Annotated in this window: 12 protein-coding genes, 3 tRNA genes and 1 pseudogene; 12 read left to right on the top strand and 4 right to left on the bottom strand. The window is 46.5% G+C overall.

Annotated elements, in window-relative coordinates:
- Positions 1–14: 14 nt before the first annotated feature.
- The gene (gene cls, locus ACHZA1_RS17155; protein ID WP_320053084.1) at positions 15–1,484 is read right to left on the bottom strand and encodes a cardiolipin synthase; all 1,470 of its coding nucleotides are present in this window, start codon (positions 1,482–1,484) and stop codon (positions 15–17) included.
- 243 nt (positions 1,485–1,727) lie between these two features.
- On the bottom strand, positions 1,728–2,570 hold the full coding sequence (locus tag ACHZA1_RS17150; RefSeq protein ID WP_320053083.1) for an SDR family oxidoreductase: 843 nt from the start codon (positions 2,568–2,570) through the stop codon (positions 1,728–1,730).
- A 126-nt stretch (positions 2,571–2,696) separates the two neighbouring features.
- Between ACHZA1_RS17150 and ACHZA1_RS17145 the strand changes: the two genes are divergently transcribed.
- The 12 genes and pseudogenes from ACHZA1_RS17145 to trpS all read left to right on the top strand — a co-directional run bounded on the left by ACHZA1_RS17145 (position 2,697) and on the right by trpS (position 11,517).
- Positions 2,697–2,769 (top strand) — tRNA-Lys (locus tag ACHZA1_RS17145).
- 23 nt (positions 2,770–2,792) lie between these two features.
- Positions 2,793–2,865: transfer RNA gene (locus tag ACHZA1_RS17140), tRNA-Lys, on the top strand.
- 23 nt (positions 2,866–2,888) lie between these two features.
- Positions 2,889–2,961: transfer RNA gene (locus tag ACHZA1_RS17135), tRNA-Lys, on the top strand.
- A 110-nt stretch (positions 2,962–3,071) separates the two neighbouring features.
- Positions 3,072–3,380: a tetratricopeptide repeat protein gene (locus ACHZA1_RS17130; RefSeq protein WP_320053082.1), complete on the top strand. Its 309-nt coding sequence runs from the start codon at positions 3,072–3,074 to the stop codon at positions 3,378–3,380.
- A 300-nt stretch (positions 3,381–3,680) separates the two neighbouring features.
- Entirely contained in the window at positions 3,681–5,102 is a 1,422-nt protein-coding gene (locus tag ACHZA1_RS17125) for an anthranilate synthase component I family protein (protein ID WP_320053081.1), read from the top strand.
- 2 nt (positions 5,103–5,104) lie between these two features.
- The gene (locus tag ACHZA1_RS17120) at positions 5,105–5,680 is read left to right on the top strand and encodes an aminodeoxychorismate/anthranilate synthase component II (protein WP_320053080.1); all 576 of its coding nucleotides are present in this window, start codon (positions 5,105–5,107) and stop codon (positions 5,678–5,680) included.
- Between the two features lie 39 nt (positions 5,681–5,719).
- Positions 5,720–6,712: an anthranilate phosphoribosyltransferase gene (gene trpD / locus ACHZA1_RS17115; RefSeq protein WP_320053079.1), complete on the top strand. Its 993-nt coding sequence runs from the start codon at positions 5,720–5,722 to the stop codon at positions 6,710–6,712.
- Between the two features lies 1 nt (position 6,713).
- Positions 6,714–7,535 (top strand): indole-3-glycerol phosphate synthase TrpC, encoded by an 822-nt coding sequence (trpC, locus tag ACHZA1_RS17110; RefSeq protein WP_320053078.1) that lies wholly within the window; start codon positions 6,714–6,716, stop codon positions 7,533–7,535.
- 24 nt (positions 7,536–7,559) lie between these two features.
- Positions 7,560–8,132, top strand: a pseudogene (locus ACHZA1_RS17105) (phosphoribosylanthranilate isomerase); the annotation flags it as partial.
- Between the two features lie 75 nt (positions 8,133–8,207).
- Positions 8,208–9,395: a tryptophan synthase subunit beta gene (trpB, locus tag ACHZA1_RS17100; RefSeq protein WP_320054928.1), complete on the top strand. Its 1,188-nt coding sequence runs from the start codon at positions 8,208–8,210 to the stop codon at positions 9,393–9,395.
- 169 nt (positions 9,396–9,564) lie between these two features.
- Positions 9,565–10,344 (top strand): tryptophan synthase subunit alpha, encoded by a 780-nt coding sequence (trpA, locus tag ACHZA1_RS17095; RefSeq protein ID WP_320053077.1) that lies wholly within the window; start codon positions 9,565–9,567, stop codon positions 10,342–10,344.
- An 87-nt stretch (positions 10,345–10,431) separates the two neighbouring features.
- Entirely contained in the window at positions 10,432–11,517 is a 1,086-nt protein-coding gene (gene trpS, locus ACHZA1_RS17090) for a tryptophan--tRNA ligase (RefSeq protein ID WP_320053076.1), read from the top strand.
- Between the two features lie 535 nt (positions 11,518–12,052).
- Here trpS and ACHZA1_RS17085 read toward each other — a convergent pair.
- The gene (locus ACHZA1_RS17085; RefSeq protein WP_320053075.1) at positions 12,053–14,026 is read right to left on the bottom strand and encodes a KUP/HAK/KT family potassium transporter; all 1,974 of its coding nucleotides are present in this window, start codon (positions 14,024–14,026) and stop codon (positions 12,053–12,055) included.
- 529 nt (positions 14,027–14,555) lie between these two features.
- Positions 14,556–17,174 carry a valine--tRNA ligase gene (locus ACHZA1_RS17080; RefSeq protein WP_320053074.1) on the bottom strand — a complete coding sequence of 873 codons (2,619 nt, stop codon included), beginning with the start codon at positions 17,172–17,174 and terminating at the stop codon, positions 14,556–14,558.
- Positions 17,175–17,513: the final 339 nt, after the last annotated feature.

Genomic DNA, 17,513 nt, shown 5'->3' with positions numbered 1-17,513 from the left:
ATTGATAAAACTTACTATAACAACGGACTAAACAGCCTAGCTACCGACTCCTTTAATCCATTGATAAATGGGCGTCGTTCCCAAGTGTGTAGCGTAACAAGCTTGCAATCTAGCAAATCTTTATGGAATTGAGTTTCCAGCTCCTTCGCAAAACCATTATCGTATATAAAAGCAGAAACCTCAAAGTTGTCCTCAAACGAGCGTATATCCATATTGGCAGTGCCAATACTCGCAAAATAACTGTCAACCATAATGATTTTAGAATGGTTAAAGCCCTTTTCGTAGAGGTAAAATTTAACCCCTGCCTCCAACATTTCAGTTAGATACGAAAGAGTGCTCCAGTAAACAATCGTAGAATCCGACTTGTGAGGAATCATAACTCGTACATCTACACCACTTAATGCCGCGGTTTTAATTGCCGTTAAGATGCTCTCGTTTGGCATAAAATACGGTGTTGAGATGTAGATATGCTCTTTTGCTTTAGTTATCGCAGAAAAGTATGCCTGCATGATGCTAGCCCAATCAGAATCGGGTCCAGCACTACATATTTGAACGGGGGTACCTCCGATATTACGCAAAGGAGGTAGGTATTTTTCTCCATCCTTAAACGTTTTCCCGCTTACAAAGTACCAATCCATTTGGAAAACAATACCTAACAAATGAACTGCATCTCCTTCAATCATCAAATGAGTATCGCGCCAAACACCTAAATTTGGATCACCCTCTATATACCTGTCGGCAACATTAATACCACCAACAAAGCCTACTCGACCATCTACAACAACAATTTTACGATGATTCCTAAAATTCACCTTTCGGGTAAACCAAGGGAAGCTAACCTTCATAAAAGGGTAAACCTCAATTCCCGTATCTCGCATTCTTTGAACAAACGAACTTTTTAAAGACCAGCTGCCAACATCATCGTAAATAAGGCGAACCTCTACGCCTTTTTTTGCTCTTTCAATTAGAATCTCTTGGATTTGTGTTCCAATCCTATCATCGGAGAAAATGTAGTATTCAAGATGAATGAAGCTTTCAGCCTTAGAAATTTCGTCAATAATTGCAGCAAAAGTTTCAGTTCCATTATTGAGCGGTCGTACGCTATTATTCTCGGTGTAAAGCGATTTGCTGTTGTTGAGTAAAAGGCTAATTATTGGACGGAATTGCTCGTTTACATTACGACCAAGCTTTCGATTGGAGAAGTTTGCTAGCTGCTCTTGCATAAGTTCGTCAAGAATAGCCATATCTTTCAACCCCTTACGGCTAAAAAGTTTTTGTTTACGGTAGTTTTGACCAAATACGAAATAAATGAATATACCTATCAGAGGTAAAAGAATAATCACCAATACCCATGACATGGTTTTTACAGGATCTCTCTTTTCGTGAACAACAAGAGCAACCACAAAGAATATGGTAAATACATACAAACCTTGTAAAAGGTAGCTGAGATTTATTTGAAGTATGTAGTGAAAGATATTCTCCATTACTAGTATTTGCTTTTTTAAAAATAGCCAATTCAGTTTATACTCACAATTGATAGTGCGCAAATATTCATATTTTGCCAATATTATGCAGTTACAACTGCCGAGAGCCTAATAAAATAATTGTTCAAAAGACAAGTTTATTTGTCTGTAGTTCCAATATTTATACACTAACAAAACACAAAAGAGGGCATCAAATCATGTTTGAACACCCTCTTTATAAGAATACGCTATATTAGCCTTTCCCTACCTTTTTAAAGGGGTATTTGGCTCTTTAGCCATCTCGTTAAAGGCTAACTTATCAAGAAGTGCAGGAGCAATCTTACTTAAAAATACTGTAACCTTACCCACAAGCGTCATAACCAGCGTACGTTTTTTGCGTTCAATCCCATTGGCGATTCTACGGGCAACCTCTTCAGAAGTCATCATTTTAGATTCTTCGCGGGGTGTTTCTCCCTGTTTTTGACCATCTTGATTCAGTGCGTTTAAACGGACATTTGAAGCAGTAAACCCAGGAGCGACTACCATTACATGCAAGCCCTGCTTTAAGGTTTCAACGCGCAACGTTTCCAAAAAACCATTCATCGCAAACTTTGACGAGGAGTACCCTGTTCGTCCAGGCAATCCCATAAAACCAGCGATTGAGCTAACGCCTACAACACTACCTTTCGATTGGAGTAACGCAGGAAGTGCATACTTTGTACAATAAACAGTACCCCAAAAATTTACATCCATCAACCTACGTATTACATTTAGGTCAAGATCTTCAAAAATAGCACGCATAGAAATTCCCGCATTGTTAATCAGAACATCAATATTGCCATAGGTAGACAACGCGTATTCTACAAAACCTTTGCACGACTCTTGGTTGGTTACATCAAGATGACAGCCAACAGCAACACCTCCATCTTTAGAGATTAATTCAACAATTGCAGATAACTCATTAGTATTACGAGCACCTAAAACAACCTTAGCTCCACGTTTGGCAAATTCGAACGCACATGCTTTACCTATTCCAGAAGAAGCCCCCGTAATGAGTACGACTTTCCCCAAAAAATGATTTTTACCCATTATTATCTTATTTCTCATAGCCAGTCAAATAGGGCTCAAAGTCCCAATTTTACTGGGTTGCAAAGTTTCAAAAGTAACTAAAAAACCGACATAGGAGTTGTCCAAATCAAAAAAAGACATACCTTTGCACCGCATTTGAACAGAGATTCAGTAGCTCAGCAGGTAGAGCACATCCCTTTTAAGGATGGGGTCCTGGGTTCGAGCCCCAGCTGGATCACAAGGTTAAAAGCATTATTCGGAGATTCAGTAGCTCAGCAGGTAGAGCACATCCCTTTTAAGGATGGGGTCCTGGGTTCGAGCCCCAGCTGGATCACAAGGTTAAAAGCATTATTCGGAGATTCAGTAGCTCAGCAGGTAGAGCACATCCCTTTTAAGGATGGGGTCCTGGGTTCGAGCCCCAGCTGGATCACAAGCCCATCAGATTTGATGGGCTTTTTTATTTTCATCAACTTAAAAATAGCCACCCTTCTTGGGATCCATTAATAATCTTCTACATTTGTCGTAGTTAATAAGCCGCATATGAACAGAGTTAGTCAAGCAATAGTGTTGTTCGATCAGCATAAGTACAGCGAAGCTTTATCAGAAATAGAAGTAGCAAAAAAAGAGGGCATCATATCGTTTGATCTATTCCTCTATCAGGGACGAATTCTACAGAAGATGAGTCAATATGGACCAGCGATTAATTCGTTCAACCAAGCCATAGAAATAGACCCGAATGATCCTCGTCCCAAGAACGAGATTCTGCTTATAAAAAACATACTCTCCATTACCAACAACTTTTACTACGAGAATCCTTACACTGATCTAGAATTAATCGACAAACTATAAGGGTGCTTTATAGATTGAACTTCAATCTTATGAATATCTTTAAATTTATTTTTAGCAAATATTAAGAAGCAATAAGTTTGTACTTTCTGCAAATCATCTTTATACTTGCAAACACAAAAAACAGAAATTAAAATGAATCGCAGTTTACAACTTTCTCAAGCATGGTGGTGGCGCAGCAAAAAATTGTTGTGTTAAGCCGTTATGCCTAATTGAGAAATTGTAAGACCAAAATATTAAAGGGGCTCGCTTAACACAAGCGAGCCCCTTTTTGCATTATCCAACACCGAACTTTATTCGCATATGAAAACAAAATACAGTCTTAGTAAGAAAGTTGTAAAGCGTCCAGCAGACACCATTACCCCTGTTGGTGTTTACCTTAAGATGCGCGACATGTACCCTGGTGCATTACTACTCGAGTGTACAGACTACAGCTCGCAGCAAAACGCCTTTTCTCATATCTGCCTAAATCCAATACTAGGGATAGAGGCAAATGAAGCAGGTGTTTCAACCTACTATCCCAACGGAGAGAAGACGCTAGCAGCATCTGCAAACCTTGTGGAACAGATAAATGCATTTATCAGCAATATTGAGGTTGTCAACCATCAAGAAAACGACTTCGGCGTTGACGGACTATTTGGCTTTACATCCTTCGATAGCGCTGTTATTTTTGATAAATACCCAGATGAAATAGTAAATAAGGTTTCGCAGAATCGAGAAATACCATTCCTTCGCTACGATCTTTTCAAGGTGGTTATCTCATTTAACCACTTCAACGAAACACTTGCAATCACCGAGTTTTACAATGAGGATTCGCCGCTATCGTTAACCGAGAGTATTCAGGCACAACTAAACAATCGCAACTTTGGCTCATATCCATTTAGCATAGAAGGGAACGAACTAAATCCTCTGAAGGATGCAGATTTCAAAGCAATGGTTGCAAAAGTTAAAGAGCATTGCCAGCGCGGCGATGTTTTCCAACTGGTAGTTTCAAAACCATACCATCAGCAGTTTAAAGGCGATGAGTTTAACGTGTACCGCGCACTTCGTTCGGTAAACCCATCCCCTTACCTATTCTACTTCGATTACATAGGCTACAAGATATTCGGTTCATCGCCAGAAGCGCAACTAAAGGTTAGCGAGGGCAAGGCAACCATCAACCCTATTGCAGGAACTGTAAAACGTACAGGTGATGCGCTAACCGATTTTAGGCTAGCCAACGAGCTTATCAACAATCCAAAGGAGAACTCTGAGCACGTTATGCTGGTAGATTTAGCCCGCAACGACCTTAGCCGCAGCTGCGACAACGTGAAGGTGGAAATCTACAAGGAAATACAAACATTCTCGCACGTAATCCACCTAGTATCAACCGTAACAGGCGATATCCACAAGGGCTCCACTCCTTTTACGCTTTTTGCAGATACTTTTCCTGCTGGGACACTAAGCGGCGCTCCAAAGCATAAGGCAATCGAGCTGATCGTGGCTATGGAACCAACACAACGCGGCTACTACGGTGGAGGAATCGGCTATATTGGTTTAGATGGCTCATTAAACCATGCTATCACCATTCGTTCCTTTTTCAGCAAAAACGGAGTCCTAACCTATCAAGCTGGAGCAGGAGTTGTTATTAACTCCACCGAAGAGGGAGAACTACAGGAGGTAAATAATAAGCTGAATGCACTTCGTTCGGCGCTTGGACTAGTATCTAACTACATAAACAAATAGCAATGGCAAATATCCTTGTATTCGACAACTACGATTCTTTTACATACAACTTGGTTCACTACGTACGCAAGGTCGGCGGTCATAATGTAGATGTCTTTAGAAACGATGAAATAGCCTTGGATGATGTTGAAAAATATGATGGAATTATCCTATCGCCAGGACCAGGAATTCCAGAAGAAGCAGGTTTGCTACTTCCTCTAATCAAAAGATACTACAGCACAAAAAGAATCTTTGGAGTTTGTCTTGGTCAGCAGGCAATTGCTGAAGCATTTGGAGGAACGCTCAACAACCTCGATACGGTTTTTCATGGAGTTGCATCTGCAATTAATATAAGCAATCCTAATCACTATATTTTTAATGGATTGCCACAAAAAATAGATGTAGGAAGATACCACTCTTGGGTAGTTTCGAAAGAAACGCTTCCTGCCTGCCTTACCATCGAGGCTGAAGATGAAGACGGAGAAATAATGGCGCTTAGCCACAAGGAATTTGATGTTTGCGGAGTACAGTTTCACCCCGAATCGGTGCTAACGCCACAAGGATTTGAGATGATAAAAAATTGGTTAGACAGATTTTAGATCATTCAAAACTCTAATCAATCACAAATCGACAACTCAATGAAAAGACTACTTACAAAACTCATAGAGCACCAAAAGCTAACCTTTGAAGAATCGAAGGAGCTGATGCTGAAAATTGCCCACAACGAAGCCAACGAGTCGCAGATGGCGGCAGTGCTTACCGCATATGTCATGCGAAACATTACCGTAGAGGAACTTCAAGGTTTTAGAAGCGCCCTGATGGAGCTGGCTTTACGAGTTAATCTAAACGATGGCAACGTAATAGACCTTTGCGGAACTGGTGGCGATGGCAAGAACACCTTTAACATATCCACCCTTTCGTCGTTTGTGGTTGCAGGCGCCGGCATACCAGTGGCAAAGCATGGGAATTATGGGGTTTCCTCTATTAGTGGCTCATCGAATGTGATGGAGCAACTTGGCTACAAATTTTCTAACGATGAAGCGAAACTTAAGAATGAGATGGAAAAAGCGGGAGTTTGCTTCATGCACGCGCCTCTTTTTCATCCGGCACTAAAGGCTATTGGTCCAACCCGCAGGCAGCTGGGCATTAAAACCTTCTTTAACCTGTTGGGACCACTTGTAAATCCTGCCGCCCCACAGTACCAGCTTAGCGGTGTATACAACGCCGAGGTTGGAAGAATATACTCATATTTTCTCCAGTCTCAATGCAAGCAGTTTGCGGTAGTGTTTTCGCTGGATGGTTACGATGAGGTGTCGTTAACATCGCCAATTAAGCACTTTAGCCAGCAAGGCGAAACGCTTATCAACTTCAATAATTATGGCTTTAGCCCCTTAGCGGCAAACGATATTACTGGAGGTGCGACCATCGAAGAATCTGCCAAGATATTTATGGATGTCCTTAGCGGCAAGGGAAGCAAAGCACAGAATGATGTGGTTATTGCCAATTCTGCTATAGCTATTAGCTGCTACCACTCTAACAAAACCCTCTCGGAAAGCGTTGAAATTGCTAGAGAGGTTCTTGTTTCCGGGAAAGCATTAAGCACATTCAATAAATTGATTAGCATTCAGTAAAATGAGCATACTTAACGAAATAGTAGCCAACAAGCAGCAGGAGGTATCCCAACGCAAACGCGCTGTGTCTATGCTCGAATTGGAGTTAATGCCCAACTTTACGAGAAAGAGCTTGTCGTTTAAAGAGCACCTCTTGAATCCTGATAAATTGGGGATAATTGCTGAGTTCAAGCGCAGATCGCCCTCCAAAGGAATTATTAATGCGAATGCGAACGTAAAGGATGTAACAGCAGGATATCAGGCAGGTGGTGCAAGCGCCATCTCTGTTCTAACCGAAATCGGCTACTTCAATGGCTCGGATGTTGACTTAACCGATGCCAAAAGCGTTACGTCGATTCCAATCATCCGTAAAGATTTTGTTGTAGATATCTTTCAAATTGCAGAATCGAAGGCGCTTGGTGCCGATGCTATTCTTCTGATTGCTGAGGTTCTTGAAAAGGAACAGCTGAGCGAATACCTCGCCTACGCTCACGAAATTGGGCTTCAGGCGCTCATTGAGGTGCATGGCGAATCGGATCTGATAAAGCTACCTTCGGCAGCGCAGATTGTTGGCATTAACAACCGTAATCTCAATACGTTTGATGTTAACCTGAACCATTCTGCTAACATGCTAAGCCTACTGCCAATGGATGTAGTAAAGGTTGCAGAAAGCGGAATTACATCTGTAAAAGATTACCTGACCCTGAAACAAATCGGTTTTGACGCATTTCTCATCGGGGAATTCTTTATGCGCGACCAAGACCCAGGCGAAGCATGCCTAAACTTCACAAACGCCATAAGAGGCGCAATTACGGCAGCAAAAGGCAAAGCCTCGGAACTGTAACACTCCGGCAGATAAAGTTGAAATATGGGCACAAAAAGAACGAATACGAAGAGTTTTCAACTTAAGGTTTGCGGCATAACGCAAGCAGAGAATGCCATTGAGGTTGCCAAGCTTAATCCAACGATGATGGGCTTTATCCTTTACCCTAAATCGAAAAGATATGTGAGCATTGAGCAGGCAAAAAGCATTGCTGATTTACTTCCTAAGCATATAAAGAAGGTTGCGGTAGTAGTAAATGAGCCGTTAGAAAAGGTAATACAACTGGCTGAAAGCGGACTGTTTGACATCATTCAGCTACACGGAAGCGAGAGCCCTGACTATTGCCAAGCAGTGAGCAAGCACATACCCGTTATTAAGGCTTTTGGCATAGAAAAGCAGCTGCCCGAAAACCTCGAAGCGTATGCAGGTTCATGCACCTACCTCCTCTTCGACACCAAGACCGAGAACTTTGGTGGAGCAGGAAAACAGTTTGACCATAAAATACTTGATAGCTACCATTTGAACGTGCCATTTCTCCTTAGCGGCGGCATCGATTTAGATAGCATCGACAGAATACTCGCCTACAGCAACAAGTACCTGGTAGGTGTAGATGTAAACAGCAGGTTCGAGGAAGAACCTGGAGTAAAAAACATAGAGAGGCTGAGCAACTTAATAAAAAGACTACGACCAATGATGAAGAAGGTAAGCAAAGAGGGTTACTACGGTAACTATGGCGGAGCATACATCCCTGAGATGCTACAAAAGAATGTTTCGGAGCTAGCGGTGAACTACCAACGAATAATAGATGACCCTTCGTTTATCGAAGATTTTCAATCGCTTTTAAAGGATTACGTTGGTAGACCAACACCTCTATTCCATGCAAAGAAGCTTTCGGCAAAGTACGGCTATAAAATCTACCTAAAGCGCGAAGATTTGTGCCATACGGGCTCACATAAGCTCAACAACGTGATCGGACAGGCGCTGCTCGCCAAGCGCTTGGGCAAGAAAAAGATTATTGCGGAAACAGGTGCAGGTCAGCACGGGGTGGCATCGGCAACCGTGGCTGCGCTACTTGGCATGGAGTGTACCGTTTTCATGGGTGAAGTAGACATACAACGACAGTATCCTAACGTTATGCGCATGAAGATGCTCGGCGCAACGGTAATACCAGCAACATCGGGCACAAAAACCCTTAAGGATGCCTGCAACGAGGCTATTCGCTACTGGATTTCGCACACCGAGGACACCCACTACCTAATCGGATCGGCAATAGGACCACATCCGTACCCCGATATGGTTGCCCAGTTCCAGTCCGTTATTAGCGAGGAGATCGCTAAACAGCTGCAGGAAAAGGAAGGCAGAAGCTACCCTGATGCCGTGATCGCCTGCGTTGGAGGCGGCAGCAATGCCGTTGGCGCCTTCTACCACTTTATCGATGACGAAAGGGTTGCGCTATACGGTGCCGAAGCCGGCGGCTGTGGTGCCGAAACCGACGAGACTGCCGCTACGCTAACCATCGGTACCGATGGGATTATCCACGGCACACGAACCATCCTGATGCAAACCGAAGATGGACAGGTATGCGATGCTCACTCGATTTCGGCAGGGTTAGACTACCCTGGAGTGGGTCCACTGCATGCGCACCTGCATAGCATTAAGCGTGGCACCTACCTCCCTATTACCGATCAGGAGGCGCTAGATGCGGCTTTCGAGCTTACCCGCGAAGAAGGAATCATCCCCGCACTTGAATCTTCGCATGCGCTTGCACTTCTTCCAAAGCTAAAGATGAAGCCAACCGACATTGTGGTGGTTAACCTTTCGGGAAGAGGCGATAAGGATATGCAAACGTACATCGACCTGATGAACTCGGGGAAGAAATAGGGATCAAGATATAAATATCAAGACACAAGATTAAAGACACGAAATGCAAGACGCAAGATTAATGATCATCAATGATGGTGCAAGCCTCGCGTTACGTGAGTCTTGATACTTGAGTCTTTATATCTTGAATCTTTTATCTTGAATCTTGATACTAAAAAAGAAAGTCAATATGAATAGAATACAACGCTTATTTGCCAACAAGAAGAGCGGCATCCTGTCGGTTTACTTTACGGCAGGGTACCCGAACCTTAACGATACGATTCCAATCCTTGAAGCCTTCGAGAGGCATGGGGTTGACATGGTGGAGTTGGGCATTCCCTACTCCGATCCGATGGCTGATGGTCCTACCATACAGGAGTCGTCGACCATAGCCATTCGTAACGGGATGCGCATTGAGGTGCTGCTAAACCAGTTGAAGGACGTTCGCCAAAAGGTGAGCATCCCCATCGTGCTGATGAGCTACTTCAACCCAACCTACCTGTACGGATTCGAGCGCTTCTGTAAGCAAGCCTCGGAGGCGGGTGTCGATGGACTTATTATCCCCGATTTGCCTACCTACGAGTACGAATCGACCTACAAGCCGATTCTTGAAAGATACAACCTATCGTTCAACATGCTCATCACTGCCGATACCTCCGACGAGCGAATCCGAAAGATCGATGAACTTACCAACGGCTTCATCTACATGGTTAGCTCGGCAGCAACCACCGGTGGCACATCGAGCATGTCTGATGCCCAAATGGGCTACTTTAGGCGAGTATCGGAAATGAAGCTGAACAACCCCTTAATGGTTGGATTTGGCGTGCACAACCAGCAGACATTCGAAGAGGCAACCACCTTCTGCAACGGAGCCATTATCGGCAGCGCCTTTATCCGCGCGCAAAAAAACGGTGATAATGCCGATACAACCGTAAAAAAGTTTGTTTCATCAATTACAGGCGATCAATAATACCGGGAAGATTGAAGATTTATTTCTTGATGCCCCCTACTTTTGTTAAATTTGAGCCTTTCATTGAAAAAATAATAGCGACCAGCAATGGAGAATAACGATAAAATGGAGTACGGCACCTACGAAGCGGCCGTTGAGAAAAGCAACAAGCTCGAAAAGGACATCATGGCAAATCCTTTAAGCTACCGGGTTCTAACCGGCGACAGGCCTACAGGAAAGCTGCACATCGGGCACCTATTTGGCTCGCTACAGAACCGTGTTCGCCTACAGCAGCTCGGCGTGCCTACGTATATTGTAATTGCCGACTACCAGGTGCTCACCGACCGTAACACCTTCGAGCAGATTTCGCAAAACGTAAAGGAGCTAACCATCGACTACCTAGCAGCCGGATTAGATCCCGAAAAGGGAAGAACCATCATCTTCCCCCACAGCCACGTGCCCGAGCTCAACCAGCTGCTCCTGCCCTTCCTTACGCTGGTTTCGAACGCCGAGCTAAACCGCAACCCAACGGTAAAGGAGGAGATTCAGGCATCGGGACAAAAGAGCATCAACGCCGGGATGTACACCTACCCGGTTCACCAAGCTGCAGATATCCTCTTCTGCAAGGGGAATGTTGTTCCGGTAGGGAAAGATCAGCTGCCCCACCTCGAGCTTACCCGCACCATTGCCCGCCGCTTCAACGAGCGCTTTGCCAGTGGTCAGATTATCTTCCCCGAACCTCAGCCGCTGCTGAGCAAGGCTACCATGATTCTTGGACTCGATGGTTCGCAAAAGATGAGCAAGAGCCGCAACAACGCCATCATGCTATCGTCAACCGAAGATGAGACAGCACAGCTCATCAAGCGCGCCAAAACCGATGCCGAGCGCCTGATTACCTACGAGCCAGAGCGCCGTCCAGAGGTGGCCAACCTGCTTAACCTTATCTCCCTTTCTACAGGCGAAGCGCCAGAGACCATTGCCGAACGAATTGGCGAAGGCGGTGGCGGTATGCTCAAGAAGATGCTTACCGAATGCTTGAACGACTACCTGCGCCCCCACCGCGAAAGGCGCAAGCAGCTCGAGGCCGACCCCGAGTACATCCGCGAGGTGCTCCGCCACGGTATCAGCCAAGCCCGCGAGGTTGCCACGCAAACCCTTTCGGAGGTTCGCAAGGCAATGAATATGGATATCTAGCAAGCTGCTTACGATACTAGGTAGGCTGTCCCAATAACAGAAGGGACAGCCTATTTTTTTGTTCTCTCGGCGAGGAAGCTCATGCCCCATCGCCCCCCCCTCTGCACACACGCTACCGCCCTACAGCACCTCTGTTTAGGTTCTGAACCTAAACGGACCACCTGTATAGGTGGTTCCGACCACCCTTACAGGTATTCCCGACCACCTGCATAGGTGTTCCGTACCACCTCAGAGGTCCAACCGACCACCCCTATAGGTGGTAGCAACCACCCCAACAGGTATTCCCGACCACCTGCATAGGTGTTCTGTACCACCTCAGAGGCCTGCCGAATACATTCCGAACCGCTCTCGATACGTTGCACAACCCCAACGGATACGATGACTAACCCCGCCGACCCGGTTCCGAACCCCGACGGATACGTCCATCAACGCTTCGGAGCGATCCCAAGGCCCGACGAGGCGCAGCACGGCTTCCAGCCATAGCCAACGCAAAGGGGCTGCCCAAAAATGGGCAGCCCCTTTGCTATATCGGTTGCTAGCGTTCGGCGTCTCGGGTACGATCTTCGGTACCGCAGCGCCGCATCATTCGGCTGTACTTCAGGTCGACGTTCAGCGGAATCCTGTCGACGTACACGTTGCTGGTGTCCATGCCCAACCCCTTCCAGTCTGGGATGCTCATCACGCGCACCATGTTGTAGATCTGCATGACGAACTTCTGGTGGGGGGTAAAGTCGTGATCGTTGTTCACCACCCTATCGATGAACACGTACTTAAAGTCGCCCATGATGTCGTGGTTGCGGAGCGACTGGTAGCGGCTGATGATGTCCACCTCGTTGTTCTTCACCATATCGTCGATCACCTGGCGGAAGTAGATCTCCACCTTGGGCTTCACCTTAAAGCCCAGGCGCAGGTCAACCTTGTAGATCTTTCCCTGATCGAAGGTGGTCACCTTGTACTCGAACGTATCGGGCTCGTCGAGGATATCCACGTGCAGGAACCAGTACACGTCCGCCCGCTTGGGCTGCTTGTTGACGATGGAGTAGGCAATCTTCGACTCTATCTCATCCACATTATTGGCCCTGGTGATGTACACCAGGTGCGTGGCGTACTTCGGGATGGTTTTATCCAACGAAATATCGTGCAGCAAAGAGATGTAAGGCTTGATCTTGACAAACATCAGGAAGCTGTTCTTGATCTTGCGCCCGTTGAACCACACGTACATTACGGTGATAAATATGAGCGCCATAAGGACGGAGAACCAGCCCCCATGCACAAACTTGGTGACGTTGGCAACGAAGAAGGTGCCCTCGATGGTGAGGAATACCGCCATGAAGATTAAGATGAACGCCGGGTTGACCTTCTTAATGCGAAGCCACATGGACATCAAGAAAGTGGTAGATAGCATCGTAATGGTGATGGCCAAGCCGTACATGGCCTCCATGTTGGTAGAACTCTTGAAGTAGATCACCACAAACAGGCAGAATGCCCACAACATCCAGTTGATGGATGGCACGTACACCTGTCCCTTGATATCTGACGGATAGCGCAGCCTCTGGCGCGGCCAGAAGCGTAGCGACGTCGCCTCGCTAATCAGCGTAAACGAGCCGCTAATAAGCGCTTGGCTGGCAATAACCGCCGCTGCCGTTGATATGATGATGCCGGGGATGATAAACCAGCTAGGCATTAGCGAGTAGAAGATGCTCGGAACACTTTTAAACGTATCGGGATGCTCGAGCACCCACGCCCCCTGCCCCATGTAGTTCAGGATAAGCGTTACCTTAACGAAAATCCACGAGTAGCGAATATTCTTAGCCCCCACGTGACCCATGTCGGAGTAGAGCGCCTCGGCTCCCGTAGTCGCCAGGAAAACCGCCCCCATCAGAATAATGGCCCCAGGGTAGTCGCGGAGCAGCACGTAGCCGTAGTACGGATTCAACGATTTAATGATTGCCGGATGATGCATCACCTGGATACCTCCAAGAATAGCCAGCATCAGAAACCACCCCAGCATGATCGGCCCAAACGAACGTCCTAGAATCTTTGTTCCAAACTGCTGCATCATGAACAGGACCGTAATAATCCCGATTACAATTGGGATAACCGGCAATACAGGATCTACCACCTTAAGCCCTTCTACCGCTGTTGTAACGGTAATGGCGGGGGTAATAATACCATCGGCCAAAAGCGCGCTACCACCAATTATCGCCAGCAGGTAAGCTTTAGGAACTCTACGACGAATAAGCGCAAAGAGCGAGAAGATACCACCTTCGCCCTTGTTGTCGGCCTTTAGCGTAAAGGTTACATACTTAATGGTGGTAAGAATGGTCAGCGTCCAGATCACCAGCGAAACCGCTCCGTAGATATACTCCGGTTTTAGCACCGATAGCCCGCCCGTAATTGCCTTAAAAGTGTACAGCGGCGAAGTTCCGATGTCGCCATAAACAATACCAAGAGTGATGATTAAGCCAGAGAGCGAAAGCTTAATGCCATGTTTTTTGTGCAAATCCATTATACTACTATTTGAATTGAGGTGGTTTTACCACTCGTACGTGCTAGCGGCTGGCGCAAAAGCGTGCAAAAATAGGCGGAAAAGCCCCTCCATTGTCCTTCGGATAAAACCAAAAGCACCTGACTTAACTATTATTAGCTACAAAGGGGCAATCCCCCTATAAAGCTGGCATTTACCGCCCCCAACCTGCCCCAGTCTGGCGGAGGCTCCTGCCCATATTAGCAGTTTTGTAAATGAGATTTTATAAGAAAAGGATAACAATAAGCACTAACTCAAAATTGAAACTGTTTTTCCCCTCCTCGGGAGGGGTCAGGGGTGGGTAAAAACGTTGCCCCAAAACCTCCAATCCATACGGGAGAATAACGCGCTTCTATTGAGTGTTTATACTTTTCTTAATAGGCTTTAGCAAGACACCTATCTGCCCCATCCTTCGCCAAACAGGGCATTCCCATCAATGTATGAACAAAAAAAAATCCCCCGAGATCAACATTCGGGGGATTATAGTTTAGTATTCTAGTGTTCGATAAGCCTACTTCAGCTGCGCAATCTGCGCCTCTAGTGCGGCAATCTTAGCCTCGGCATCGGCCTGCTTCTTGCGCTCGCCGTTTACCACCGCTTCGGGGGCGCTGCCTACAAACTTTTCGTTCGAAAGCTTCTTCAGTACCGAGTTTAGGAACCCCTTGGTGTAGTCGAGCTCGGCGGTAAGCTTCTTCAGCTCCTCCTCCACGTCGAGCTTATCGCCTAGCGGTACGAAGAACTCGGTGGTTCGAACAAGAAATGTCGAAGAATCTTTCATTATTTCGAAGGCTGAATCAACATTTGAAACATTTCCTAATTTCATAATTAGGTTAGTAGATACATCAATTCCAGCTCCTTTATAGAAGAGTTCTAGGCTATCCTTTTGAGGAATGTTTTTATCCTTGCGGATGGTACGGATGTTGCCAATAATCTCCTTTTGAATCTCAAATTTATCAATACGGGCATCGCTGTACTCGTCGGCAGTAGGCATTTGAGCCACCATGATGCTCTCACCATCCTTACGCTCGGCTAGGTAGTGCCAAATCTCCTCGGTGATGAACGGCATGAATGGGTGAAGCAGCTTCAGCATCTTATCGAAGATCTCGAGGGTAGCCTCGTAGGTCTTAGCATCGATTGGCGAGCCGTAGGCTGGCTTAACCAGCTCGAGGTACCAGGCCGAGAACTCGTCCCAGAAGAGCTTGTACACCTGCATTAGCGCCTCGGAGATGCGGAAGCTAGCAAACTGCTCATCAATCTCCTTGATGCTCTTGCTAAGAAGGTTGTTGAACCACGCTACCGTTTCCTTTGCAGATTCGGGCTGATCGATGTTGGCATCAACATTCCAACCTTGAACTAGGCGGAAGGCATTCCATATCTTATTACAAAAGTTAAGTCCCTGCTCTGGCATCGAGTCGTCGTAGGGCAGGTCGTTACCCGCAGGCGACGAAAGTAGCATACCCAGGCGAACGCCATCGGCACCATATTTTGCAATAAGATCTAATGGATCGGGAGAGTTACCCAACGACTTCGACATCTTGCGGCCCAGCTTATCGCGAACGATACCGGTTAGGTACACGTTCTTAAATGGAGCCTTACCCTCCCACTCGTATCCGGCAATAATCATACGGGCAACCCAGAAGAATAGAATCTCGGGAGCCGTTACCAGGTCGTTGGTTGGGTAGTAGTACTTGATATCAGCATTCTCAGGATCGGTTAACCCATCGAAAACCGAGATTGGCCATAGCCATGAGGAGAACCAAGTGTCGAGCACATCCTCATCCTGACGGAGATCGGCCATGGTAAGATTGGCGTTGCCGCTCTTAGCCTTTGCCAGCTCTAAAGCCTCAGCCTCGGTCTCAGCTACCACGTAACCACCCTGTGGAAGGTAGTAGGCAGGAATACGGTGTCCCCACCACAGCTGACGCGATACGCACCAGTCCTTTACGTTCTCCATCCAGTGGCGGTAGGTGTTCTTGAACTTAGCGGGGTAGAGCATGATGTCGTCGTTCATAACGGCATCGAGCGCAGGCTTTGCTAGGGTTTCCATCTTAAGGAACCACTGCATCGATAGCTTAGGCTCGATTACGGCATCGGTACGCTCGGAATAGCCCACCTTGTTGGTGTAGTCCTCCACCTTCTCCATAAGGCCGGCAGCCTCTAGGTCGATGGAGATTTGCTTACGAACGTCGAAGCGGTCCTGACCAACGTAAAGGACGCCCTTCTCGTTGATGGTTCCGTTATCGTTGAAGATATCAATTACCTCTAGGTTGAACTTTTCGCCCAGCATGTAGTCGTTTACGTCGTGGGCAGGCGTTACCTTTAGGGCACCTGTACCGAACTCGATATCTACATACTCGTCCTCGATGATGGGCACCGCGCGGTTTACCAGCGGCACGATCACCTTCTTACCCTTTAGGAAGGTAAAGCGAGGGTCGTTAGGGTTAACGCACACGGCGGTATCGCCAAGGATGGTCTCTGGACGGGTGGTTGCCACAACGATGTACTTATCCTCGCCCTCGATAAAGTAGCGCAGGTAGTACAGCTTGCTCTGAACCTCCTTGTAGATTACCTCCTCGTCGGATAGCGCGGTTTGCGCCGATGGGTCCCAGTTTACCATGCGAACACCGCGGTAAATAAGCCCCTTATTATATAGGTCGACGAATACCTTTAGAACGCTCTCCGAAAGCTTCTCGTCCATGGTGAAGCGGGTACGATCCCAATCGCACGAAGCGCCCAGCTTCTTAAGCTGCTCGAGGATGATGCCCCCGTGCTTCTCCTTCCACTCCCAGGCATGCTTTAGGAACTCCTCGCGGGTAAGGCTCGACTTCTCGATGCCCTCGGCGCGAAGCTTAGCCACCACCTTTGCCTCGGTAGCAATGGAGGCATGGTCGGTTCCGGGAACCCAGCAGGCGTTCTTGCCCATCATGCGGGCGCGACGGACCAGTACATCCTGTATGGTATTGTTAAGCATGTGCCCCATGTGCAGCACGCCGGTGACGTTTGGTGGAGGAATGACGACGGTGTAAGGCTCGCGCTCATCTGGAACCGAACGGAAGAAGCCCTTATCCATCCAGTACCTATACCATTTGTCCTCTGTTTCTACAGGATTGTACTTTGCTGGGATTTCCATAAAACGTTAAATTTTTCTCTTAATTAATACGCAAGCGGCAAATATAGTAAAAATGGAGGTTTAACACAGCCACAATCGACCCCTTTGCCTATTGTTATTGATGATTAGCTGATGGAAAGGAGGTCGTAATGATACAATAACGGCAGAATCACGGATTATTCGGATTAAAGGATTACACGGAGGAATTTCATCGCTAGCCATAGTCAAATTCAACACACAATGTTTGGCGCAATTTGCAATCGCATCGAACATAAGTAGCAGTTTGAAACTGCAAGAAAAGGAGAAAATAACCACTTACAAAAATAGTAGAGGCGTTGCATTGCAACGCCTCTACTACGA

It is taken from the genome of uncultured Acetobacteroides sp. (assembly GCF_963667355.2).
GTDB lineage: Bacteria > Bacteroidota > Bacteroidia > Bacteroidales > ZOR0009 > Acetobacteroides.
Note: the sequence above shows the minus strand (reverse complement) of the source record. Positions and strands in the feature narration are given on the sequence as shown.